Below are 22,104 nucleotides of genomic sequence, written 5' to 3' on the forward strand. Positions count from 1 at the left end.
CTGTACTTCGGTCACCTCGGCGTCGTCGAACGGACGTCGCCGAATAGACGTATCGACAAGCGATTTGGCTCCATCCGATTTCCGATGGCCCCCATAAGCGGCGCACGCTCATCCAAAACTTGACGCATGTTCATCTTCAATCCCGGGGATACCGGCGGTAACGTCCGGCCACACCCCCGTCGGTAGGAGCCGCCATGCCTCGGCGCACCCCACGTAACTTGCTCGACAGACTGAGAACTCCCGGCAGATTCCCCGGGTTCCTGAAGGCCGCATCCGTATGCGCCCTCATTGCCGCCCTTTTGTCTCCTCTTGCCCAGGGCACCGCTGTGGCGGCCACGGCCTCCAACGACTACTGCGGCGGCCAGTGCTCTGACATCCTCCCGGCCGGCGAGAACGGCAACGCCACCCTCGCCCAGATCCTCCTGAACCAGGTCTTCGGCAGTCAGCCCAGCCATGCCGAGGACCAGCTCGGCCCCTACGCCAACCTGGCCACGGGCGCCGCCACGCTGACCGACGCGAAGATCAACACCTTCTTCAACGACGCCTCGTTCGGGGTCCCCGCCGCCAACGTCGCCTCGACCGAGAACCCCAGCGGCCGCACCGATGTGACCATCGTCCGCGACAAGGCGACCGGTGTGCCGCACATCACAGGCACCACGCGCTACGGCACCGAGTACGGCGCCGGATACGCCGCCGGCGAGGACCGGCTGTGGCTGATGGACGTCTTCCGGCACGTCGGACGCGGTCAGTTGACCACCTTCGCCGGCGGCGCGGCCTCCAACCAGGGCCTTGAGCAGGAGTTCTACCGCAACGCCCCCTACACCGAAGCCGAGTTGCAGTCCCAGATCGACAACGCCGTCAACAACAACGGCGCTCGCGGCCAGCAGGCACTCGCCGACGCCAACGCCTATCTGGCCGGCATCAACGCCTACATCGACGCCTCGGACAGCGGTCGTTACTTCCCCGGCGAGTACGTCCTCACCGGCCACAAGGACTCGATCACCAACGCCGGCACGATCGACCACTTCAAGATCACCGACCTGGTCGCGCTGGCCTCCGTCATCGGCACCCTGTTCGGCTCCGGCGGCGGCGGCGAGGTGAACAACGCGATCTCCCTGCTCGCCGCCCAGGAGAAGTACGGCGTGGAGCAGGGCACCAAGGTCTGGGAGTCCTTCCGCGAGCGCAACGACCCCGAGGCCGCGCTCACCGTCCACAACGGCGAGAGCTTCCCGTACGGCACCAAGCCCACCACCGCCCAGGGTGAGGCCCTGCCGGACGCCGGTTCGGTGGCGACCGAGCCACTCGTCTACGACGCCACGGGCACCGGCGCCGACCAGAGCGCGAACGCCGCCTCCGCCGCGGCGACCGCCACCGCCCTCAGCTCCGCCAAGCGCGGGATGTCCAACGCCCTTGTGGTGAGCGGCAAATCCACCGCGAGCGGCCACCCGATCGCCGTCTTCGGACCGCAGACCGGCTACTTCGCACCGCAGTTGCTCATGCTCCAGGAGATCCAGGGCCCGGGCATCAGCGCCCGCGGCGCCTCCTTCGCGGGTCTGAGCATGTACGTCGAACTCGGCCGCGGCCAGGACTACGCGTGGTCCGCCACGACCTCCGGCCAGGACATCATCGACACCTACGCCGTCGAACTCTGCCAGGACGACTACCACTACCTCTTCCACGGCACCTGCACGCCGATGGAGGAGATCGAGCAGAAGAACACCTGGGCGCCCACCACGGCCGACGGCACCGCCGCCGGGTCGTACACGATGAGGGTGTGGAAGACGGAGTACGGACCCGTCGAGTACCGGGCGACCGTCGGCGGGAAAAAGGTCGCCTACACCACCCTGCGCTCCTCCTACATGCACGAGGCCGACTCGATCATCGGCTTCCAGATGCTCAACGACCCGGACTACGTGAAGAGTCCGCAGACCTTCCAGACCGCCGCGCAGCACATCAACTTCACGTTCAACTGGTTCTACGCCGATTCCTCGCACACCGCGTACTACAACAGCGGCAACAACCCGGTGCGGGCCAGCGGTGTCGACAGCGAGTTCCCGGTCTGGGGCCAGGCCGCCTACGAGTGGCAGAACTGGAACCCCACCACCAACACCTCCGACTACACCCCGGCCTCCGCGCACCCCAACTCCATCGACCAGGACTACTACATCTCCTGGAACAACAAACAGGCCCTCAACTACACGACAGCGAGCTGGGGTGACGGGTCCGTCCATCGCGGCAATCTCCTCGACGACCGGGTCAAGAAACTCGTCGCGGCCGGCGGGATCACCAGATCCGCGCTGGTGAAGGCGATGTCCGACGCCTCGCTCACCGACCTGCGCGCCGAGGACGTGCTGCCCGACATGCTGAAGGTGATCAACAGCAGTACGGTCACCGACACCACCGCCGCCGCGGCCGTCACCAAGCTCCAGACCTGGCTCACCGCCGGCGGCAAACGCACGGAGACCTCGGCCGGCTCCAAGACCTACGCCAACGCCGACGCCATCCGAATCCTGGACGCCTGGTGGCCGGCGCTGGTGAAGGCCGAGTTCCAACCGGGCCTCGGCGACAGCCTGTACACCGCGCTCACCAACAACCTGTACATCGACGAGACCCCCTCGGCCGCCCACGGCCCGACCGGGTCGCACGCCGGAAGCTCCTTCCAGTACGGCTGGTGGAGCTACGTCGACAAGGACCTCCGGTCGGTGCTCGGGCAGACCGTGTCCGGACCGCTGGCCCAGCAGTACTGCGGCGGCGGCAGCCTCAGTGCCTGCCGGGACATCCTGATCAGCACACTGAAGACGGCGGCCGGCGCCACCGCGGCCACGGTCTACCCCGGGGACACCCTGTGCTCGGCGGGCGACCAGTGGTGCGCCGACTCGATCGTCCAGCGCACGCTGGGCGGCATCAAGCACTACAACATCAGTTGGCAGAACCGGCCCACCTTCCAGCAAGTGGTGGAGTTCACCTCACACCGGTGACGCCGTAGCGGCGGCGGGCCGGTCGATCCGGCCCGCCGCCAGCACCACCCGTGCGAGTTCGGGGTGCACGATGTCGCTGTGCGCCCCGTTCGGCGGACCGCCCTGGCACACCACCGAGCAGACGTCGACGTTCACACAACCCGATGCCGGGAGCGGCGAGTTGAGCGCCTCGGCCAGCGTCAGCGAGTGCGTGCCCGGTACCGCCCGCACCCCGTCGTGGCCCATCGCGCCCCACTTGTCGCCCAGCACCCGGGCGATGTCGACGCCGGCGAACGAGCAGTCGTCGTCCGCCATCCGCGAGGCCAGCGGGTAGATCGTGCCGAGCGCCGAGTCGCAGTGCGAGTAGCAGCACACCAACGGCCCGTCCACGCGGTTCTGTTGACCCTGGAGCACACCCCCGGTACGCGGGTCGTCCGGCAGCCGGGCGGCGAACGCGTAGTGGGAGAAGGCCCCTTGGAGCAGCGTCACCGACTTGACCGAGTGCACTCCCTCGGGCAGACCCCGTAGCGCGAACGACACCAGACGCCCGCCGAAACTGTGCCCCACGAGATGCACCCGCACCTCCGGCGCCACCGCCGCGAGCCGCCCGACCACCGGGCCGAGGCCCCGCTCGCCGACCGTGCCCGCGCGCCGCTTCATCGCGTAGTAGGCAGCCTGCCGCAGCAGCTCCCGCGCACCCTTCCACGGGTTCGGCAGTGCGAACTCGGCGGCCGGGGGCGGGGATTGAGGGTTCGTGAGACGGTCCAGGGCCTGCGCGAACTGGTCGCAGACCTCCGCCGTGCGGCCGACGGCGAACATCCGTGGCTCGCTCTGCGGCACCCCTTCGGCCAGCGTGTCCGCGCCGAACAGCGCCTGCGGCCCCGGCGCCACCACGTCCACCAGCGTCCGCACCAGCCGCCCGAACTCCTCCAACTCGGCGTCCTGCGGCGGCTGCTGGTCCAGCATCCGGGCGATCTGGTCGATCACCGGCGCCTTGCCCGGGAAGGCGTCGAGGAGCGCGTGCCGCGTCTCGTCGTCGAGCGCCGGCCGCGTCGACCCCGCTACGGCGGCCGGTGATCGGGGGAAATCCGGAATCGGCTGGTCCGGGAACTCCATGGATGGCCAGATCACGCCCACGTACCCGATCCGCGCCTTCGGCGCGAGGCGCGGAACCGGCGCGAAGAACCGGCTGTAGAGCAGGGTCGCGCCGGCGCGTTGGCTGTTCCACCCGTGCGAGAAGACGATCAGGTCACCGACCCCGCGCTGCCGCACCTCGCTCAGCAGCCGATCGCGTTCTCGCTGGTCGACGTCGCCGTCGGCGTCGAAGGTCAACTCCCAGTAGGGGCTCACACTCATCGCCGGATCCGCCATGGCCGGCCTCCTCGTTCCCCGAAGTGGTGCGATGTGGGCGCATCGTCCCGCTACCGGTGAAGATTGGCCATACGTCGCGAGTCACTTGTAGAGGAGGTATTCAGTTCGAACCCGTCGGAACGCCTTCAACTCCGCCTGCCAGCCCGCCACCACCTCGTCCGTGCTCGCCCCCGCGTCGATCGCCGTACGCACCCGCGCGGACCCGGTGAGCCGGTCGATCCAGTGGTCCGAGCGCCAACTGAAGCCGCTCCAGACCTTCTTGGCGGTCACCAGCAGCGCGATACCGGTACGGACCGGGTCGTACGCGGCCCGGTCGTGCACATGGATCTGGACCCCGCCGACGGTCTTGCCCTGGAACTTGGAGAACGTCGGCGCGAAGTACGCCTCCCTGAAGTGCACGCCAGGGAGACCCAGTTGATTGGCCAGCGCTGCCCAGCGGCCGTCGATGCCCTCCGCGCCGAGCAGTTCGAAGGGGCGGGTGGTGCCGCGCCCCTCGGACAGGTTCGTTCCTTCGAAGAGGCACGTCCCCGAGTACACGAGCGCGGTGTCCGGCGTCGGCATGTTGGGGCTCGGCGGCACCCACGGAAGCGACCAGGCGTCGTAGAACTCCGACCGCTTCCAGCCCGTCATCAGTACGGTCTCCAGGGGTACGGGCTTCGTCAGGAACTCCCCGTTGAACAGCCGCGCCAGTTCGGCGACCGTCATGCCGTGCGTCTGCGCGATCGGCTGTCGGCCGACGAAGGTCGCGAACTCCCGGTGCAGGACCGGGCCTTGGGCCGCTCTTCCGGTCACCGGGTTGGGGCGGTCGAGGACGACGAAGCGTTTGCCGGCGAGTCCGGCCGCCTCCATGCAGTCGTACAGGGTCCAGATGTAGGTGTAGAAGCGGGCGCCCACGTCCTGGATGTCGAAGACGACGGTGTCGACGCCGGCGGTTGTGAAGATGTCGGCGAGGGGCCGGCCGCTCTTCAAGTACGTGTCGTAGACCGGGAGTCTGGTGGCCGGGTCTGTGTAGCGGCCTTCGGAGCCGCCTGCTTGTGCGGTGCCTCGGAAGCCGTGTTCTGGGCCGAAGACGGCGACCAGGTTCACGTGGGGGCCGGCGTGCATGACGTCGACGATGTGGGCGGTGTCTCTGGTGATGCCGGTGGGGTTGGTGACGATGCCGATTCGTTGGCCACTGAGCTGGGCGTAGTCGTGTGCGGCCAGGATTTCGAAGCCGGTGCGTAGTGCGGTCTTCTTGGGTTGTGCTGGGGTGAGGGTTGCCGCCGGGGTTGCTGCCAGGAGAGTTCTTCTGGTGAGGGGCATGTTGGCACCGTATTGGCTGCCGCGGGTTGTGGGTCGGATGCGCGTTCGTTGTGGCTGGTCGCGCAGTTCCTCGCGCCCCTAAAGACAAGGGCATCCGCCCTTCCGGTGTTACATACCGACCGGTTAGTCTGGCTGGGCAGGGGAGCCGCGGTCGAAGGAGATTGATGGTGGAAGCCGTTCAGGGTGCCGGGGTAGTCGTCACGGGAGCCGGGGGTGGCATCGGGGCCGCGCTCGCTCGGCGGTTCGCAGCCGAGGGGGCCCGGGTCGTCGTCAACGATCTGGACGGTGAGCGGGCGAAAGCCGTCGCCGACGAGATCGGCGGGATCGCCGTGCCGGGGGATGCCTCCGCTGTTGTCGGCGCGGCCCGGGACGCTCTCGGTGGGACCGTCGACGTCTACTGCGCCAATGCCGGGGTCGGCTCCGGTGGGTCGGAAGCCGCCGGTGAGGGCGTCTGGGCGCAGGCCTGGGACGTGAACGTCATGGCTCATGTGCGGGCCGCGGAGGCGTTGATTCCGGGGTGGCTGGAGCGGGGCGACGGGCGGTTCGTGTCCACCGTGTCGGCCGCCGGGCTGCTCACCATGATCGGAGCCGCGCCCTACAGCGTCACCAAGCACGGCGCGTACGCCTTCGCCGAGTGGCTGTCCCTGACGTACCGGCACCGGGGGATCAAGGTCCACGCGATCTGCCCGCAGGGTGTCCGTACCGACATGCTCGCCGCCACCGGCAGCGCGGGTGACCTGGTGCTTCAGCCGACGGCCATCGAGCCCGACGCCGTGGCCGACGCTCTGATGAAGGGAATCGCGGAGGAGCGCTTCCTGATCCTGCCGCACCCCGAGGTCGCCGGGTACTACCAGGCGAGGGCCGCCGAACCGGATCGCTGGCTGACCACCATGAACCACATCCAGCAGAAGTGGGAGGCCGGAGAGTGACCGACTCCCGCTACGCCGCCCAGCCCTGGCTCGGCCTGCTCAACGAGGCCCAGCGTGGTCCCGTCAGTCCGGACGACTCGCTGGTGCATGCCCTGCGTCGGGTGGTCGCCGAGACGCCCGACCGCACCTTCCTCACCTACTTCGACGGGCGGCTCGGCTATCGCGAGGTCGACGAGCTGAGTGACTCGGTCGCCGGGTATCTGGCCGCGCGGGGTCTTGAGCGCGGTGACCGGGTCGCCGTGCTGCTGCAGAACTCGCCGCACTTCGTGATCGCCCTGCTCGGCGCCTGGAAGGCGGGCGCGATCGTCGTCCCCGTCAACCCGATGTACAAGTCGGGGGAGGTCACCCATGTCCTGCGGGACGGTGAGGTGGCCGCGCTGATCTGTTCCGACCGGGCCTGGGAGTCGTATCTGCGCGAGACGGCGGCCGAGTCGCCCGTGCGGATCGTGCTCACCGCCTGCGAGTTGGACTTCCAGACGCGCGGGGACGCGCGCGTGCTCACCTTCGAGCGGTTGCCGCAGGCCTCCGATGCCGAGGACCTGGTGGCCGTCGCCAAGGCGGGGCACAGGGCGCCCGAAGGGCGTGAACTCGCCCCCTCCGACGTCGCGTTGATCAGTTACACCTCGGGGACGAGCGGTGCCCCGAAGGGGGCCACCAACACCCACGGCAACATCCTCTACAACGCGGAACGCCAGCGCACCGGGCTCGGACTGCCGGACGCGCCGGTGTACTTCGCGATGGCGCCGCTGTTCCACATCACCGGGATGGTGTGCCAGCTCGGTGCCTCGCTCGTCAGCGGTGGCTCGCTGGTGCTGGTGTACCGGTTCGAGGGCGGGGTCGTGCTCGACGCGTTCGCCGAGCACCGGCCGCACTACACGGTCGGCCCGTCGACCGCCTTCATGGCGCTCGCCGCGCACCCGGCCGTGACCCCGGACCACTTCGCGTCCTTCCGGACTATCTCCTCCGGCGGCGCGCCGCTGCCGCCCGCCCTCGTGGAGAAGTTCCGGGCCGGCTTCGGGCCGTACATCCGCAACGGCTACGGCCTCACCGAGTGCACCGCGCCCTGCGCCTCCGTGCCGCCCCAGCTGGAGGCGCCCGTGGACCCCGCGTCCGGGACGCTGGCGGTGGGCGTGTCCGGGCCCGACACCGTCGTACGGATCGTCGACGACCAGGGCGAGGAGGTGCCCTTCGGGGAACAGGGCGAGATCGTGGTGCGCGGGCCGCAGGTCGTGCCCGGGTACTGGCGGCGTCCCGAGGCCACCGCCGAGACCTTCCCGGACGGTGAACTGCGCACCGGGGACATCGGGTTCATGGACCCGGAGGGCTGGCTGTACGTCGTCGACCGCAAGAAGGACATGATCAACGCGTCCGGGTTCAAGGTGTGGCCGCGTGAGGTCGAGGACGTGCTGTACACCCACCCGGCGGTGCGCGAGGCGGCCGTCGTCGGGGTGCCCGACGGGTACCGGGGCGAGACCGTGAAGGCGTACATCAGTCTCCGGCCGGGTGCCGAAACCGACCCCGATGAATTCGCCGTGTACTGCAAGGAGAGACTGGCCGCCTACAAATACCCGCGCCAGGTGGAGATCCTGCCCGACCTGCCCAAGACGGCAAGTGGGAAGATCCTCCGACGGGAACTGCGTTCCCGGTCGCACGACAGCGAGTGAACAGCCAGAAAAGGCAGGTGGCGGCAGTGCCCAGGACGACCGACGGAGACGGGGCCCCCGTCCCGCAGCGGCTCCTCGCCGCCGCCACCCGACTTTTCGCCGAGCAGGGCTACGACCGCACCTCGGTGCAGGAGATCGTCGAGGCCGCGGGCGTCACCAAGGGGGCGCTGTACCACTACTTCGGCTCCAAGGACGACCTCCTGCACGAGGTGTACGCGCGCGTGCTGCGCGTCCAGCAGGAGCGCCTTGAGGTGTTCGCGAACGCCGACGAGCCGATCGAGAAGCGGCTGCGGGCCGCGGCGGCCGACGTCGTGGTGACGACGATCGACAATCTCGACGACGCGTCGATCTTCTTCCGGTCCATGCACCATCTGAGCCCGGAGAAGAACAAGCAGGTGCGGGCCGAGCGCCGGCGCTACCACGAGCGCTTCCGCGGGCTCGTCGAGGAGGGCCAGCGCGAGGGCGTCTTCTCCACGGCGACCCCGGCGGACCTCGTCGTCGACTACCACTTCGGCTCGGTCCACCACCTGTCGACCTGGTACCGCCCCGGCGGCCCCATGACCCCCCAACAGGTCGCCGACCACCTCGCGGACCTGCTGATGCGGGCACTGCGACCGTAGGTCTACGGCTGTTTGCCTACGGCTGTTTGCCTACGTTCGTGGGCCTACGGCTCGGAGCTCGGCCCCAGCCCCGCCTCCCGTGCCCACGCCACCGCCTGCGTGCGGTCCGCTACGCCCAGCTTGGCCAGGACCGCCGACATGTGGTTGCTGACCGTCTTCGGGGACAGACCCAGGCGGGCGGCCACGATCGAGTTGGGTTGCCCCTCGGCGATCAGGGCGAGGACGTCCCGTTCGCGCGGGGTGAGGGTCGGGCACGGGTCGGGGCGGTCGGGGGGTGCGCTGAGCCGGCCGAGCACGCGCCGGGCGACACCGGGGCCGAAGATCGCCTCACCCGCGGCCACCGCCCGGATCGCGCGGACGATCTCGTCCTGGCCCGCGCCCTTGAGGACATAGCCCAGCGCGCCCGCCCGCATCGCGGCGAACACCGAGTCGTCCTCCTCGACCATGGTGAGCATCAGCACGGCCACCCGGGGCGCCACCCGGCCGATCTCCCGGGTCGCCTCGATGCCGTTGAGGTCGGGCATCCGGATGTCCATCACCACCACGTGCGGACGCAGGGTCACCGCCGCCCGTACTGCCTCCCGCCCGCTCGCGGCGACCCCGACGACCCGCACACGCGGGGTCCCGTCCCGCACGGACTCCAGCAGGGCGGCGAGCCCGGTACGGACCACCGGGTGATCGTCGGCGAGGACCACCCGCAGCGCGTCCCCGTCGCCGTCGTCCTCGCCCTCAGGTTCTCGTCCCGTCACAACACCTCTCCCAACGGCAGCGTCGCCACCACCCGCCCCTGCCCCGCCACACACCGCCCGCCCAGCTCCGCCGCGCGCTCCTGCATCGACGTGATGCCCACGCCCGGGGTCCACGCGGTCTCCTCGTCCGCCGGTGAACCGTCGTCGCACACCTCAAGGCGCAGCCCCTCGCCGATCTCGATGAGCAGGTCCACCCGGGAGGCACGGGCGTGCCGGGCCGCGTTGGTCAGCGCCTCGATCGCGATGCGGTACGCGGCGACCTCGACGGCGGCGGGCAGCGCGGGCAACCGCTCGGGAGCCCGGACCCGTACCTGGATCGGGGTGCCGTCCGCCCGCCAGGACAGCCGCACCGCACGCTCCCGCAACGCGCCCAGCAGCCCCAACTGGTCCAGATCCGGCGGCCGTAGCCCGTCCACCAGCCGGCGCACCTCCGCGACCGCGCCCCCGACCTCCGACCGCAACTCGGCCAGCAGCACCGCCGCCCGCTCCGGATCGAACGTCAGCAGATTGCGTACGGCGTCGGCCTGGAAGGCGGCTCCGGCGAGGGTCGGCCCGAGGCCGTCGTGCAGATCGCGGCGGATCCGGCGCCGCTCCTCCTCGCGCGCGGCCACGATCCGTTCCCGGGAGTGCTGCAACTGCCGGGTGAGGTCGGTGGCGTGCAGCGCGGCGGCCAGCGGTACGGCGAGCAGCTCCAGGACGGCCAGGTCGGCGGTGTCGGGCTGCTGTTCGCCGGGGCGCAGTCCGATCACCAGCGCGCCGACGGTCCGGCCGTCGTAGTCGAGGGGTATGGCGTGGATGCGCTCGCCCGCCTCGCCCCAACTCCCGTCCGTCACCCCGGACTTCGACTCCACGCACACATACGGCAGCCGCAGCGCCTCGCCGACCGCCTCCGGTACCGCGTCGACGCCGGTGCCGGCCAGCCGTTCGCCGATGCGGGAGACCGCGCGCACCGGGTCGTGTCGGTCGCCGTAGAGGGCGTGGCCGACCAGGCGTTGTACCAGGCGGCGGGCGGGTTCGAAGACGACGGCGAGGGTGACGGTGATCAGGGCCGGGCCGAGCAGCGCGGGGTCGGGGTTCAGGAGGGACTGGACCGAGGTGACGAGGCCGACGTAGGTGACCACCACGCCGACCGTGAGCGCGCCGTAGAGCAGGCTGCGGGAGACGACGAGGCGGATGTCGAGGAGTTCCTCGCGGACCACGGCGATCATGATGGCGACCGGCAGGAAGAGGGTGCAGCAGGACGTGTAGACCGCCGGGAAGCCGAGGATCTGCAGGGCCACGCTGACCGCCAGCGGCAGGATTCCCGCGATCAGCCACAGCAGCCGGCGGCGGTCCTGCTCGCCGCCGCGTCGGTAGCGCACGGCCATGACGGCGAACACGGCGGTCAGCACCAGACAGGCCTTGGCGGTCTCGACGTCCCGAAGGGCGGGCATCCAGCCGTCCGGCACCGGGAGGTAGGAGGGCTGGGCGGACGTGCCGCGGAACAGGCCCCAGTCGTCCCGTGCCCAGATCGCGAAGTCCAGTGGGGAGGACAGGAGTTGGGCGGCCAGGGCCCAGCGCCAGCGGCGGTCGGGCAGCCGGCCGTCGGGGAACAGGAAGAACACGAGCACGAACGCCGTGGAGCTGCCGGCGATCCAGGTGTGGCGGCCGACGGTCGTGACCGCGTGCAGGACGTCCGGCGGCCAGCCCAACCGCAGTCCCTCGACGGCCAGTCCGATCGACATGCCCGTGAACGCGTGGCCCACCCCGTAGGCGATCAGCAGCCAGCCGATGGGATTGCGCGGCCGGTGCAGCGCGATCACCGTGCCGCAGACCGGGTAGGCGAGCCCGACCGCCAGATCGACGACCATGTCGTAGTGGACCAGGTCCGCGGCGGAGACCTCCGCCGCCACCAACGCGACCACCCCGGCCGCCACTTGGAGTGCGGCCAGTCCCAGCAGCACGTACGCCGTCGCCGCAGGTGGCCGGGTGCGCCCGTCGCGGTCGTCCATGCGTCCCATCGTGGGGGTGCGGCGCCCGGGTGTCCTGGGAACGCTTCCCGGTCCACCCGGGAGAGGTCCCCGGTGTCGCCCGAGTGCTTCCCCTCAACTCCCGGCCCCTGCAGCCGTGATGCTCGGAGCAGCGGAACGGCGGGCCCACCGCCGGACGTACGACAGGAACCAACGGGGGAAACACCATGCTGTCAACGAAGCGGCGCCTGACCGGCGTTGTCCTGGGCTCCCTGCTCGCTCTCGGCGGTACGGCCGCGGTGCCGGCCGCCGCGCAGACACCGGCGCGGGCCGTGTGCGGAATCGCGGTCAACGAGCCGCACATCTACCAGCGTTGGAGCGCGCTCGGCGGAGCGAGCGGCTGGCTCGGCTGCCCGACCACCGGCACCCGGGACGTGTACCTGAACGGCGCCTACGCGGGGAAGCGCCAGTACTTCACCTACGGCACCGCCACCTGGTCGCCGCGCCAGGGCTCGAACATGGTCGTCGCCGCGTGGGAGGACCGCGGCTACGCCTACTTCAACTGGGGTACGACGGCCCCGGAGCACCGCTACGACTCGTTCCTGGTCCGCTGGACGAGCGCCTCCGACCCCGGTGGCACCCAGCGGGAGTTCGGTGGCGGGACGGCCGGCCGGATCCGGGTGCAGGAGCGGAACACCGGCGCCTACGTCTTCACGGTCGAGGGCTGCGACATCGGCACCTTCGGCCACACCTGCCGGCAGGGCTGGACGCTGAAGGCGAGCACGCCCAACTGACCGACACCTCGGGGGAAATGGGCTGGAGGGGGTGCCGCACCCCTTCCAGCCCCTTCGTCTTCCGGCCCCGTCGTCGTGCTACAGGTACTTCTTCAACTCCCGCCGCGCCAGCGACCGTTGGTGCACCTCGTCCGGGCCGTCGGCCAGCATCAGGGTGCGGGCGCTCGCGTACAGCTCGGCCAGCGGGAAGTCCTGGCTCACGCCGCCCGCGCCGTGCAGCTGGATCGCCTTGTCGAGGATGCCGACGACCGTGCGCGGGGTGGCGATCTTGATGGCCTGGATCTCCGCGTGAGCACCCTTGTTGCCCACGGTGTCCATCATCCAGGCCGTCTTCAGGACCAGCAGCCGCAGTTGCTCGACGGCGACCCGCGCGTCCGCGATCCAGTTGTGGACGACGCCCTGTTGGGCCAGCGCCTTGCCGAACGCGACGCGGGAGACGGCCCGTTGACACATCAGCTCGATGGCCCGCTCGGCCATGCCGATGAGCCGCATGCAGTGGTGGATACGGCCCGGGCCGAGCCGCGCCTGGGCGATGGCGAAGCCGCCGCCCTCCTCGCCGATCAGGTTCGTCACCGGCACCCGCGCGTGGTCGAAGACGACCTCGGCGTGGCCGCCGTGCGAGTGGTCCTCGTAGCCGAAGACCTGCATCGCCCGCTTGACGGTGACGCCGGGGGTGTCGCGGGGGACGAGAATCATGGACTGCTGGCGGCGGATGTCGGCGCCGTCCGGGTCCGTCTTGCCCATCACGATGAAGATCTTGCAGTCCGGGTTCATCGCTCCGGAGATGTACCACTTGCGGCCGGTGATGACGTAGTCGTCCGTACCGTCGGAGGCTCGCTCGATGAGTGTCGTGATGTTCGTGGCGTCCGAGGAGGCCACCTCGGGCTCGGTCATCGCGAACGCCGAGCGGATCTCGCCGGCCAGCAGCGGCTCCAGCCACTGCTTCTTCTGCTGCTCGTCGCCGAACTGGTACAGCACCTCCATGTTGCCGGTGTCCGGCGCCGCGCAGTTCAGCGCGGTGGGTGCCAAGTGCGGGGAGCGGCCGGTGATTTCGGCCAGCGGGGCGTACTGGAGGTTGGTGAGGCCGCCGCCGTACTCGGCGTCCGGCAGGAAGAGGTTCCACAGGCCCCGCCTGCGGGCCTCCGCCTTCAACTCCCCGACCACGGCAGGGGTTTCCCAGGGCGAGGCGAGCCGGGCGCGCTGCTCCTCGGCGACTGGCTCGGCCGGGTAGACGTACTCGTCCATGAAGGCCAGGAGCTTGGCGCGCAGTTCCTCGGTGTGTGCGTCGAACGCGAAGTCCATGGTGGATCAGCCTTCCTGAAGGGTGGTCAGGCCGTGCTCGATGAAGACGGGTACCAGTTCGCCGATGCGGTCGAAGCCGCGGCCGACCGTCTGGCCCAGGGTGTAGCGGTAGTGGATGCCCTCCAGGATCACGGCGAGCTTGAACCACGCGAACGCCGTGTACCAGGCGACCGCCGACACGTCGCGCCCCGAGCGCGCGGCGTACCGCTCGATCAGCTCGGCCGGTGCGGGGTGGCCGGGGGCCGAAGCGGTGGTGGAAATGGGGGAGTTGGGCAGCTCCAGCGGGATGCTGTACATCACCAGCAGGCCCAGGTCGGTGAGCGGGTCGCCGAGTGTGGACATCTCCCAGTCGAGGATCGCCCTGATCCTGTCGACGCCGTCCTCTGTGCCGATGAGGACGTTGTCGAGGCGGTAGTCGCCGTGCACGACCGCGGGTGCGGGGGAGGTGGGCAGGCGGCGGCCCAGGGCCGCGTGCAACTCCTCGACGCCGGCCAGCTCGCGGTTGCGGGAGGCGTCCAACTGCTTGCCCCAGCGCCGCAGTTGGCGGTCCAGGAAGCCCTCGGGGCGGCCGAAGTCCGCCAGGCCCACCTCGGCGGGGTCCACCGCGTGCAACTCGACCAGCGTGTCGACCAGTTCGATGACCGCGCTCCGGGTGCGCTCCGGGCCCAGCGGGGCGAGCTCCTCGGCGGTGCGGTACGGGGTGCCCTCGACGAACTCCATGACGTAGAACGGCGCCCCGAGCACCTCGTCGTCCTCCCACAGCAGCACCGGCCTCGGCACCGGGACGTTCGTCGGGTGCAGGGCGCTGATCACGCGGTGCTCGCGCTTCATGTCGTGCGCGGTGGCCAGGACGTGGCCGAGCGGGGGGCGCCGTACGACCCACTTCGCCTCGCCGTCGGTGAGCGCGTAGGTGAGGTTCGACCGTCCGCCCTCGATCAGCCGGCCGGACAACGGGCCGGTCACCAGACCGGGCCGCTCGCGGTCGAGCAGACCGCGCAGCCGGTCGAGATCGAGTCCGGGAGGGTGGTCGGGGCTCATACATCACTCCTACGAACGGATGGCGGGACTCGGCTGACTCGTTCCATCATGCCGACCGGTCGGTATGTCGTCCAGTAGGGGAGCGAAACGTGACCGGGGCCACGATAAGCCGACAGCTCCCCGCGCCGGGGCGGCGGGGAGCTGTGGGGTGACGCGTTCAGGCCGTTCCGGGCTGTGGGGGTCGGCTCAGTGGTCGTCCCAGTGGCCGTCGTGCAGGGCGTGCCGGTGACCGTCGTGGACGTAGTCGACGTGGTCGCCGTGCAGCACGCTCTCGTGCCCGCAGTCCTGGCCGTGGCGGTGCGCGTGCTCCTGGTGGGAGACATGGCCGCCCGGCTCGCACTCGTCCCAGTGGCCGCCGTGCTCGCGGTGCAGATGGCCGTCGTGCGCGTAGTCGACATGGTCACCGTGCGGCACCGCGGAGTGGCCGCAGTCCGGGCCGTGCGCGTGGGTGTGGGAGGAGTGCTCCAGGTGAAGGGTGGTCATGGTGCTCACCTTCGGAAGTGCGGGACTTGACGTCGGACAGGGTGGCATGGGGATCGCCCATATCGGGGCATCCGGGGTGCGTGGCGCCGCTGTCGGTGGGTGGGGCCGGGGTCGTGGCGGTACGGCGAGCCCGCCGCCGGTCGGGCCCCGCTGTCTGTCGACATGGCCGAACGGGTCGGTGCCGGGTACGCGGCGGGCTGCGCCGCACCGCACCGCCACGACCCGCTTCCGTCTCGTCGGCGGGTGCGGGTGCGTGGTCCAGCCCCTTCAGTACACGAGTGCCACCGCGCATACCGCCATGGCCACCGTGCACAGCACCGCCGCGGTGGCGTGTCGGGGGACCAGGGGCGGGGGTGTGCCGCCGGCTGCGAGGGTGGTGATGCGGCGGTGGGCGATGGTGAGGAAGGCCAGCCAGAGTGCGCAGCACAGGGCGCTGATGATGATCCCTTGCGGGTGGATTCCGTCGTGCAGTGCGGCCTTCGCGGCGAGGACGGCGGCGACCGTGCTCGACAGGGTCGTACGGCGCCAGGCCAGGCGGGTGCGCTCGGGTTGCAGGCCGGGGTCGCGGTCCGGGGTCGGGGGTCTGGTCATCCTTCCCATCCGGCGAGGACTACTACGACCATCACCACGGCCACGATCGCCACGGCGATGCTCAGCAGAGCCGGAAACCGGGACACCGGCAGATCCTCGCCGCGGCGCATCGCCCGCTCGCAGCGCACCCAGTGATTGACCGCGCGCAGCGCGCACAGGACGCCCGCCGCGAGGAGTGCGAGGGCCAGGCCGACCCGCCAGGCCCAGGGCAGGTCCGGCAGGAACTGGTCCACCGCGAAGCCCCCGCCGATCAGCGCGAGCGCGGTGCGCAGCCAGGCCAGGAAGGTGCGTTCGTTCGCCAGCGAGAACCGGTAGTCGGGTGTGGTCCCTTCCTCGCTGATCTCCTGGGGTGCGAACCACAGCCGGACGTTCCGTGCGAAATCGATCACGAGCAGGACCCTATCCGGCCGGTTCCGAGCGGTGCGCCGGTGCCTTCCGGTGCTCCTTGAGTCGTTCGTAGGCCGCGAGTCCGTCCGGTACCCACTCCCACTCCGTCAGCCGTCGCTCGATCTCCCCTTCCGTCAGGAAGTCGTGCCAGGCGACCTCCTCGACCTGCGGGCTCGGCGGTAGTTCGCAGCGCACCTCGTACACCGCCGACCACCAGGTGTTCCCGGCTCCGTCGTCGTACAGGAACTTGAAGAGGAAGGTGGGGTGGGGCAGCCCGTCGACGCCCAGTTCCTCCTCGGCCTCGCGCAGCGCCGCGTCGTCGTAGGACTCGCCCGCGCCTACCACCCCGCCGACGAACATGTCGTGGAGGGAGGGGAAGACGAGTTTTGTGGGGGTGCGGCGGTGGACGAAGACGCGGCCCTGTGCGTCCCGGGTCTGGATGAAGACCGCGCGATGGCGGAGGCCCTGGGCGTAGGCCTCACCGCGGGGGGACTGGCTGATGACCCGGTCGTGTTCGTCGACGATGTCGAGGATTTCGTCAGCTGGGTTCATGCCCTCATCAAAACAGGGGCCGGTGGTCAGTGCGGCTGGAGGGCCGGTGCCGGCTTCGGCCTCGTCGTGCCGCGTGGCATCGCGGGGTGCAGGCCCAGGAGCAGGATGCCCACGACGATTCCGGCGAGGCCCACCGCCTCCCAGGCCAGGGCGCCCGTGTCGGCGCGCAACCGGTCGCCCAGGAAGCCCACCCCACAGATGATCCCGGCCAGCGGCTGGGCCGCGGTCAGGGCGGGGAGCGACATGCGGAGGGGGGCGGTCTCGAACGCGCTCTGCACCAGGACCAGGCCGGTCACCCCGAGTGCGAGGACGCCGTACGGCTGCCAGCCCGTGAGCAGTTCGCCCAGGCCGCCCTCGGTGAAGCGCTGGCCGCTGACCCGGGTGAGGGCGTCCTGCACGCCGTAGAGCAGGCCGGCCGCCAGGGCCAGCAGGACCGGGCCCGAGCTGAGGCGGGAGCGTTTGGCGTATGTCGTGAGGAGGAGGGCGAGGCCCACCATGACGCCGATGATCAGCCAGTGGCGGAAGGGGTCGGTGACCGGGGTTCCGCTGTGCGGCTCGCCCGCGACGATGAAGGTCGTGACGCCGCCCGCGAGGAGCGCGAGGCCCGCCCAGCCCTGGCGGCCCAGGGGTTGTCTCGTCTGCTTGCGGGAGAGGGCGAGCGCGAAGAGGAGGTTCGTGGCGAGGAGCGGTTCGACGAGGGAGACCTCGCCCTTGCCGAGCGCGATCGCGCCGAGCACCATGCCCGCGACCATCAGGCCGATGCCGCCGAGCCAGCGCGGCACCCGCATCAGGTCGAGGAGGATCCTCGGGGAGAGGAAGTCGCTCAGGGGTGCCTGCTGGGCCGCGTTCTGCTGGAGCACGAACCCGAAGCCGAGGCAACAGGCCGCGCTCACGGCGAGCATCAGAACCAGAGGGGACACGCTGCGTACCTCGATCGTCAGGCCGGGTTACGGGGTGCGTTGGGGCGACTGTAGCGCCCCAGGGTCCGGCTTGCCTTTGGGAGTACCCGGATGCGGGACCGTTCTGCCATGGTCCGTCGCCGCGCGCCGGAGCGCCATGGCGTACGCCACATCGATGACTCGCGGACGGTTGGGAGCGTACCGTCCCGGGTAAGGGCCCGCGCCACAAGTGCCGCACACGCAACGGAAGTTGACACCTGTAACAGCAGTACGGCACTTGACGTGAAGTATTGGTGGAGGGTTTGCTGTGCGTGTTCGGCCGATAGCGTGCCGATATCCCGCAGTGTCGCGTGAGGATCGTGAGGAATTCCCGGGTGTCCCCACCCCCGCCACCCCTCGGACGTCGTCACAAGCGGGCGTCCCAGGCATTCGACGCCGCGCTCGACGACGATCAACTCGTCGCCGCCCGCGCCGCGTTGGCGCAGGGACGCTGGCAGGCGGCGCGCGGACTGCTCGCCCAGACGGGCGACGAGTGGGACCTCCGCGCCCACCGGGTGACCGTCCTCGCCCTGGAGTCCTACACCGCCGCCTGGGCCCGCGACTGGCTCCTCGCCGAACCCGAGTCCGCCGACGCGTCCGTCCTGCTCGCCGTGGCCCTGGTCCAGCGCGTGCTCGCGGGCAAGGAGAAGCCGGTCCGCGCCCGCGAGGCCTGCCGTACGGCGGCGACCCGGCTGCCCGACGATCCGACGCCCTGGCTCGGACTGCTCCTCCTGGAGCACACCCTCGGCACCGACGAGGGCGTCGTCCAGCTCTTCGACGAGGTCCGCCACCGCTACGCCGACCATCACCACGCCCACCATCTGATGGTGGCCCGGCTCGCGGAGCGCCGCGCCGACGCGGGCGTCGATCCGTTGCACGAGGTCTACGACTTCGCCTACTGGGCCGCCGAACAGGCCCCCGCCGACTCCCCGCTCGCCATCCTGCCGGTCATCGCGCACGCCGAGCGCTACCGCGTGCTGGCCGCCGCCGGCCTGGAACCCGCCGACCCGGCCGACTCCGGGCACTGGACCGGACGCCGGGCGCGGCAGGTGATGAAGGCCGCGTTCGACTGGTGGCTGGAGTGGGAGCACGAAGGGCATCCGCGCCGCCTGGTCGACCTCAACTTCCTCGCCCACGCCAAGTCCTGCGAGGGGCGCGGCGCCGAGGCTGCCGCCCTGTTCCACCGCATCGGGGAGCATCCGACCCCGGCCCCGTGGTCCTACCCGGACCGCGACCCGCTCACCGCCTTCCGTGCCGCGCGCGACAGCGCGCTCGGTACGTCGTAACGCCCCCGTACCAACGACTCGGCAGCGTCGTGACGCACCCGTTGCGACGCCGCCGTAGCGAAGTAACGCGACCGTAGCAACGCTCCTGTAGCGACCCCGAAAGGATGTTCCCGCCATGACGACGGGCAGACCCAGCACGAGCAGCGCCACCGCGGACGACGGTGGCAGCGGCATCAGCACGTTCAGAGGGCAGGAGCGCGCCCTGCGTGCCGACCGCCTCGGCACCGGAGGCCTGCTGCTCTCCGTGCTCGCCGCGACCGCGCCCCTCATGGTGGTCGCGGGTGTCATGCCCACCACATTCGCGGTGATGGGCATCGAAGGGCAGCCGCTGCTCTTCGTCCTCCTCGGCGTCGTTCTCGTCCTCTTCAGCGTCGGCTACGCCGAGATGAGCCGGCATGTCCACAACGCGGGCGCCTTCTACGCGTACATCTCCCGCGGCCTCGGCGGCACCGCCGGCGCGAGCGCGGCCCTGGTGGCGCTCGTCGCGTACAACGCCCTCCAGGTCGGCATCTACGGCATCTTCGGCTTCGAGGTATCCGGGCTGTTCTCCACCTACGCCCACGTCGACGTCGCCTGGTGGATACCGGCGCTGGTGGCCGTCCTCGGTGTCGGCGCGCTCGGCTGGCTGAAGATCGACGTCAACGCGCGCGTGCTCGGCGTCCTGCTGATCATCGAGGTCGCGCTCGTCGTCATCTTCGACATCGCGGCCGTCGCCGACCCGGCCAAGGAGGGCCTGTCCCTGCACGCCTTCAACCCGGACACCCTCAGCGGCGCCGGTGTCGGCACCGCCCTGTGCTTCTGCATCGCCGCGTTCCTCGGCTTCGAACAGGCCCCGGTGTACGCCGAGGAGACCAGCCGCCCGCACATCCTGGTGCCCCGCGTGATGTTCCTCGCCGTCGGCGGCGTCGCCGTCTTCTTCGCGCTGAGCTGCTGGGCGCTCACCGTCGCGACCGGCCCCTCCCAGATCGTCGGTGTCTCCCAGAAGCAGAGCGCGGGCCTGCTCTTCTACCTCACCGACTCCCGGCTCGGCGGCACCTTCACCGACGTGCTCCACATCCTGTTCGTCACCGGCATGTTCGCGGCCATGCTCAGCTTCCACAACGTCGTCGCCCGGTACGCCTTCGCCATGGGCCGCGAGGGCCTGCTGCCGTCCGCCTTCGGCCGCACGACGAGCGCGAGCGGCGCCCCCGGCACCGGCTCGCTGCTCCAGACCGCCGTGTCCGCCGTGATCGTGATCGTCTTCGCGATCGCCGACGACAAGCCCACCGGCGACCCCACCGCACCCGTCCTGCACCTGTTCACCTGGTTCGGCAACATCGGCGCCCTCGGCGTGATCGTGCTGATGGCCGCCGCCTCCCTCTCGGTGATCGTCTTCTTCGCCCGGCGCGGCGCGGCCGGCGCCCAGGCCTGGCGGCTGGTCACCTCCGCGCTGTCCGGCATCGCGCTCGTCGTCATCGCCGTCTACACCGTCAAGGACTTCGACGTCCTGGTCGGCGCGGGCCCCGAGTCGTCCCTGAGCTGGATCCTGCCCGGCATCATCCTTCTCGCGGTGCTCGTCGGCCTGGCCCAGGGCCTGCTGCTGCGTTCCCGCAACCCCGAGGCGCACGCCCGCATCGGGCTCGGCAACGAGGCGTTCCAGCTCGACAAGGCGGCGACGGAGACGCCGTAGCGGATCCACGTTCTTCGGGCGGCTCTCCGAGAAGCACGAGTGACTCTCTGAGAAGCACGTAAGAAGTGGTTACGGAAGTCTGACGGGCACCCGCGATCCCTGGCCGCGCCGGGGTCGCGGGTGTTCGAATGAATCCGTGAAACCTGAACAGCCCGAGCCCGAGGGTGCGGAGAAGGCGGAGGGCCGGCCGATCGGCCGGCGGGTCCTCCTCGGCACCCTCGGCCTGGGCGCCCTCGGCGTCGTCATCGCGCCCGCCCTGCAGAACGGCATGGAGGGCTTCCTCGGCGCCGTCTCCGGCAAGGACCCCACGGGACTGACCGGACTGCTCCCGAACGGCGGCGGCTTCCGCTACTACTCGGTCACCGCGTCCGTGCCGAACAAGAACGCCCAGAACTACCGGCTGACCGTCGACGGCCTGGTCGACAAGCCGGCGTCCTACACCCTGGCCGACCTGCGCGCGCTGCCGCAGACCCGGCTGGTCAAGGACGTCCAGTGCGTCACCGGCTGGCGGGTCCCCGGGACCCCCTTCGAGGGGGTGCGGCTGTCCCGGCTCCTGGACGCGGCGGGAGTGCGTGCCAAGGCCGGGGCGGTGCGCTTCACCTGCTTCGACGGCGCCTACACGGAGAGCCTCACCCTCGACCAGGCCCGGCGCTCGGACATCCTGGTCGCGCTGCGCATGCAGGACAAGGACCTCGGCCACGACCACGGCGGCCCGGTCCGCCTCTACGTCGCCCCCATGTACTTCTACAAGTCCGCGAAGTGGCTCTCCGGCATCACGGTCACCGAGCATGTGAAGCCCGGCTACTGGGAGGATCGGGGCTACGACGTCGACGCCTGGGTCGGCAAGTCGAACGGACGCGACGATGACCCTACGAGCTGAAGCCCACGCCCCCGAGACGGAGCCGTCGTCCCGCGTCCGCCGCTTCGGCCGCACCGAGCGCTGGGTGCACCGGGCGACGGCCGCGCTGATGGGCATCTGTGTCGCCACGGCTGCCTGCCTGTACATCCCGGAGTTCGCGGAACTCGTCGGCCGCCGCGAACTGGTCGTCCGCATCCACGAGTTGGCCGGAGTGGCGCTCCCCGTACCGGTCCTCTTCGGCCTGTTCTCCCGAGGCTTCCGCATCAACCTCGGCTTCCTCAACCGCTTCGGTTCGCACGACCGCGTCTGGCTGCGCGGCGCCCTGCTGCGCGACAAACGCCGATCGGCCCGCCCGGCGGGCAAGTTCAACGCCGGCCAGAAGATCTACGCCAACTGGATCGCCGGCGCCAGCCTGGTGATGCTCGGCACGGGCCTGATGATGTGGTTCACCCACCTCACCCCGATCATGTGGCGCACCAGCGCGACCTTCGTCCACGACTGGCTCGCCCTGACGATCGGCATCGTGCTGGGCGGCCACATCGGGATGGCACTGGGGGATCCGGAGGCGCGGGCGGGGTTGCGTACGGGGTCGGTCAGTCGGGAGTGGGCGAAGCGGGAACACCCGCTCTGGAAACCGTAGTTGCCGCCACCCCCGGCTTATCCC

Annotated in this window: 20 protein-coding genes; 9 read left to right on the plus strand and 11 right to left on the minus strand. The window is 70.5% G+C overall.

From position 1 onward, the window contains the following. The first annotated feature begins 194 nt into the window (after positions 1-194). Positions 195-2,978 carry a penicillin acylase family protein gene (locus ACIRRY_RS27030; RefSeq protein WP_403977227.1) on the plus strand — a complete coding sequence of 928 codons (2,784 nt, stop codon included), beginning with the start codon at positions 195-197 and terminating at the stop codon, positions 2,976-2,978. Here ACIRRY_RS27030 and ACIRRY_RS27035 read toward each other — a convergent pair. Together ACIRRY_RS27035 and ACIRRY_RS27040 are read right to left on the minus strand one after the other, a co-directional pair. Continuing rightward, positions 2,967-4,328 carry a serine-threonine protein kinase gene (locus tag ACIRRY_RS27035; protein ID WP_403977229.1) on the minus strand — a complete coding sequence of 454 codons (1,362 nt, stop codon included), beginning with the start codon at positions 4,326-4,328 and terminating at the stop codon, positions 2,967-2,969. The genes ACIRRY_RS27030 and ACIRRY_RS27035 overlap by 12 nt on opposite strands. Positions 4,329-4,409: 81 nt before the next feature. Beyond that, on the minus strand, positions 4,410-5,630 hold the full coding sequence (locus ACIRRY_RS27040) for an exo-beta-N-acetylmuramidase NamZ domain-containing protein (protein ID WP_403977231.1): 1,221 nt from the start codon (positions 5,628-5,630) through the stop codon (positions 4,410-4,412). A gap of 164 nt (positions 5,631-5,794) precedes the next feature. Between ACIRRY_RS27040 and ACIRRY_RS27045 the strand changes: the two genes are divergently transcribed. The 3 genes from ACIRRY_RS27045 to ACIRRY_RS27055 are packed head-to-tail and all read left to right on the plus strand — an operon-like array spanning position 5,795 to position 8,843. Further along, positions 5,795-6,559 carry an SDR family oxidoreductase gene (locus ACIRRY_RS27045; RefSeq protein ID WP_403977233.1) on the plus strand — a complete coding sequence of 255 codons (765 nt, stop codon included), beginning with the start codon at positions 5,795-5,797 and terminating at the stop codon, positions 6,557-6,559. Further along, positions 6,556-8,223 (plus strand): class I adenylate-forming enzyme family protein, encoded by a 1,668-nt coding sequence (locus ACIRRY_RS27050; RefSeq protein WP_403977235.1) that lies wholly within the window; start codon positions 6,556-6,558, stop codon positions 8,221-8,223. The genes ACIRRY_RS27045 and ACIRRY_RS27050 overlap by 4 nt, the downstream gene beginning before the upstream one ends. 26 nt (positions 8,224-8,249) lie before the next feature. Continuing rightward, entirely contained in the window at positions 8,250-8,843 is a 594-nt protein-coding gene (locus ACIRRY_RS27055) for a TetR/AcrR family transcriptional regulator (protein WP_329246618.1), read from the plus strand. Between the two features lie 44 nt (positions 8,844-8,887). On the opposite strand, the gene ACIRRY_RS27060 is transcribed toward ACIRRY_RS27055, so the two are convergent. Then, a complete protein-coding gene (locus ACIRRY_RS27060; protein WP_403977237.1) occupies positions 8,888-9,592 on the minus strand; it encodes a response regulator in 705 nt (234 codons plus the stop codon). After that, on the minus strand, positions 9,589-11,583 hold the full coding sequence (locus ACIRRY_RS27065) for a sensor histidine kinase (RefSeq protein WP_403977239.1): 1,995 nt from the start codon (positions 11,581-11,583) through the stop codon (positions 9,589-9,591). Before ACIRRY_RS27065 ends, ACIRRY_RS27060 begins: the two co-directional genes overlap by 4 nt. A gap of 185 nt (positions 11,584-11,768) precedes the next feature. Here ACIRRY_RS27065 and ACIRRY_RS27070 point away from each other — a divergent pair, with 185 nt between their 5' ends. Next, positions 11,769-12,335 carry an LGFP repeat-containing protein gene (locus ACIRRY_RS27070; protein ID WP_403977241.1) on the plus strand — a complete coding sequence of 189 codons (567 nt, stop codon included), beginning with the start codon at positions 11,769-11,771 and terminating at the stop codon, positions 12,333-12,335. Positions 12,336-12,413: 78 nt separating this feature from the next. On the opposite strand, the gene ACIRRY_RS27075 is transcribed toward ACIRRY_RS27070, so the two are convergent. The 7 genes from ACIRRY_RS27075 to ACIRRY_RS27105 all read right to left on the minus strand — a co-directional run bounded on the left by ACIRRY_RS27075 (position 12,414) and on the right by ACIRRY_RS27105 (position 17,608). Further along, positions 12,414-13,637 carry an acyl-CoA dehydrogenase family protein gene (locus ACIRRY_RS27075; RefSeq protein WP_403977243.1) on the minus strand — a complete coding sequence of 408 codons (1,224 nt, stop codon included), beginning with the start codon at positions 13,635-13,637 and terminating at the stop codon, positions 12,414-12,416. 6 nt (positions 13,638-13,643) lie between these two features. Continuing rightward, a complete protein-coding gene (locus ACIRRY_RS27080; RefSeq protein WP_403977245.1) occupies positions 13,644-14,675 on the minus strand; it encodes a phosphotransferase family protein in 1,032 nt (343 codons plus the stop codon). 186 nt (positions 14,676-14,861) lie between these two features. Continuing rightward, positions 14,862-15,158: a hypothetical protein gene (locus ACIRRY_RS27085; protein ID WP_403977247.1), complete on the minus strand. Its 297-nt coding sequence runs from the start codon at positions 15,156-15,158 to the stop codon at positions 14,862-14,864. A 267-nt stretch (positions 15,159-15,425) separates the two neighbouring features. Then, entirely contained in the window at positions 15,426-15,749 is a 324-nt protein-coding gene (locus tag ACIRRY_RS27090; RefSeq protein WP_403977249.1) for a DUF202 domain-containing protein, read from the minus strand. Further along, on the minus strand, positions 15,746-16,138 hold the full coding sequence (locus ACIRRY_RS27095; protein WP_403977251.1) for a YidH family protein: 393 nt from the start codon (positions 16,136-16,138) through the stop codon (positions 15,746-15,748). Before ACIRRY_RS27095 ends, ACIRRY_RS27090 begins: the two co-directional genes overlap by 4 nt. A gap of 10 nt (positions 16,139-16,148) precedes the next feature. Then, positions 16,149-16,688 (minus strand): NUDIX hydrolase, encoded by a 540-nt coding sequence (locus ACIRRY_RS27100; RefSeq protein ID WP_403977253.1) that lies wholly within the window; start codon positions 16,686-16,688, stop codon positions 16,149-16,151. 26 nt (positions 16,689-16,714) lie between these two features. After that, entirely contained in the window at positions 16,715-17,608 is an 894-nt protein-coding gene (locus ACIRRY_RS27105) for a DMT family transporter (protein ID WP_403977255.1), read from the minus strand. A 353-nt stretch (positions 17,609-17,961) separates the two neighbouring features. Here ACIRRY_RS27105 and ACIRRY_RS27110 point away from each other — a divergent pair, with 353 nt between their 5' ends. The 4 genes from ACIRRY_RS27110 to ACIRRY_RS27125 all read left to right on the plus strand — a co-directional run bounded on the left by ACIRRY_RS27110 (position 17,962) and on the right by ACIRRY_RS27125 (position 22,080). Next, positions 17,962-18,912: a hypothetical protein gene (locus ACIRRY_RS27110; protein ID WP_403977257.1), complete on the plus strand. Its 951-nt coding sequence runs from the start codon at positions 17,962-17,964 to the stop codon at positions 18,910-18,912. Positions 18,913-19,027: 115 nt separating this feature from the next. After that, positions 19,028-20,581, plus strand: coding sequence for an APC family permease (locus tag ACIRRY_RS27115; RefSeq protein WP_403977259.1), 1,554 nt, complete (start codon positions 19,028-19,030; stop codon positions 20,579-20,581). 136 nt (positions 20,582-20,717) lie between these two features. After that, entirely contained in the window at positions 20,718-21,461 is a 744-nt protein-coding gene (locus tag ACIRRY_RS27120) for a molybdopterin-dependent oxidoreductase (protein ID WP_403977261.1), read from the plus strand. Beyond that, positions 21,445-22,080, plus strand: a complete 636-nt coding sequence (locus ACIRRY_RS27125; protein WP_403977263.1) for a cytochrome b/b6 domain-containing protein — start codon at positions 21,445-21,447, stop codon at positions 22,078-22,080. Before ACIRRY_RS27120 ends, ACIRRY_RS27125 begins: the two co-directional genes overlap by 17 nt. The last annotated feature ends 24 nt before the right edge of the window (positions 22,081-22,104 follow it).

The sequence above is a fragment of the Streptomyces sp. NPDC101776 genome, assembly GCF_044766845.1.
GTDB lineage: Bacteria > Actinomycetota > Actinomycetes > Streptomycetales > Streptomycetaceae > Streptomyces.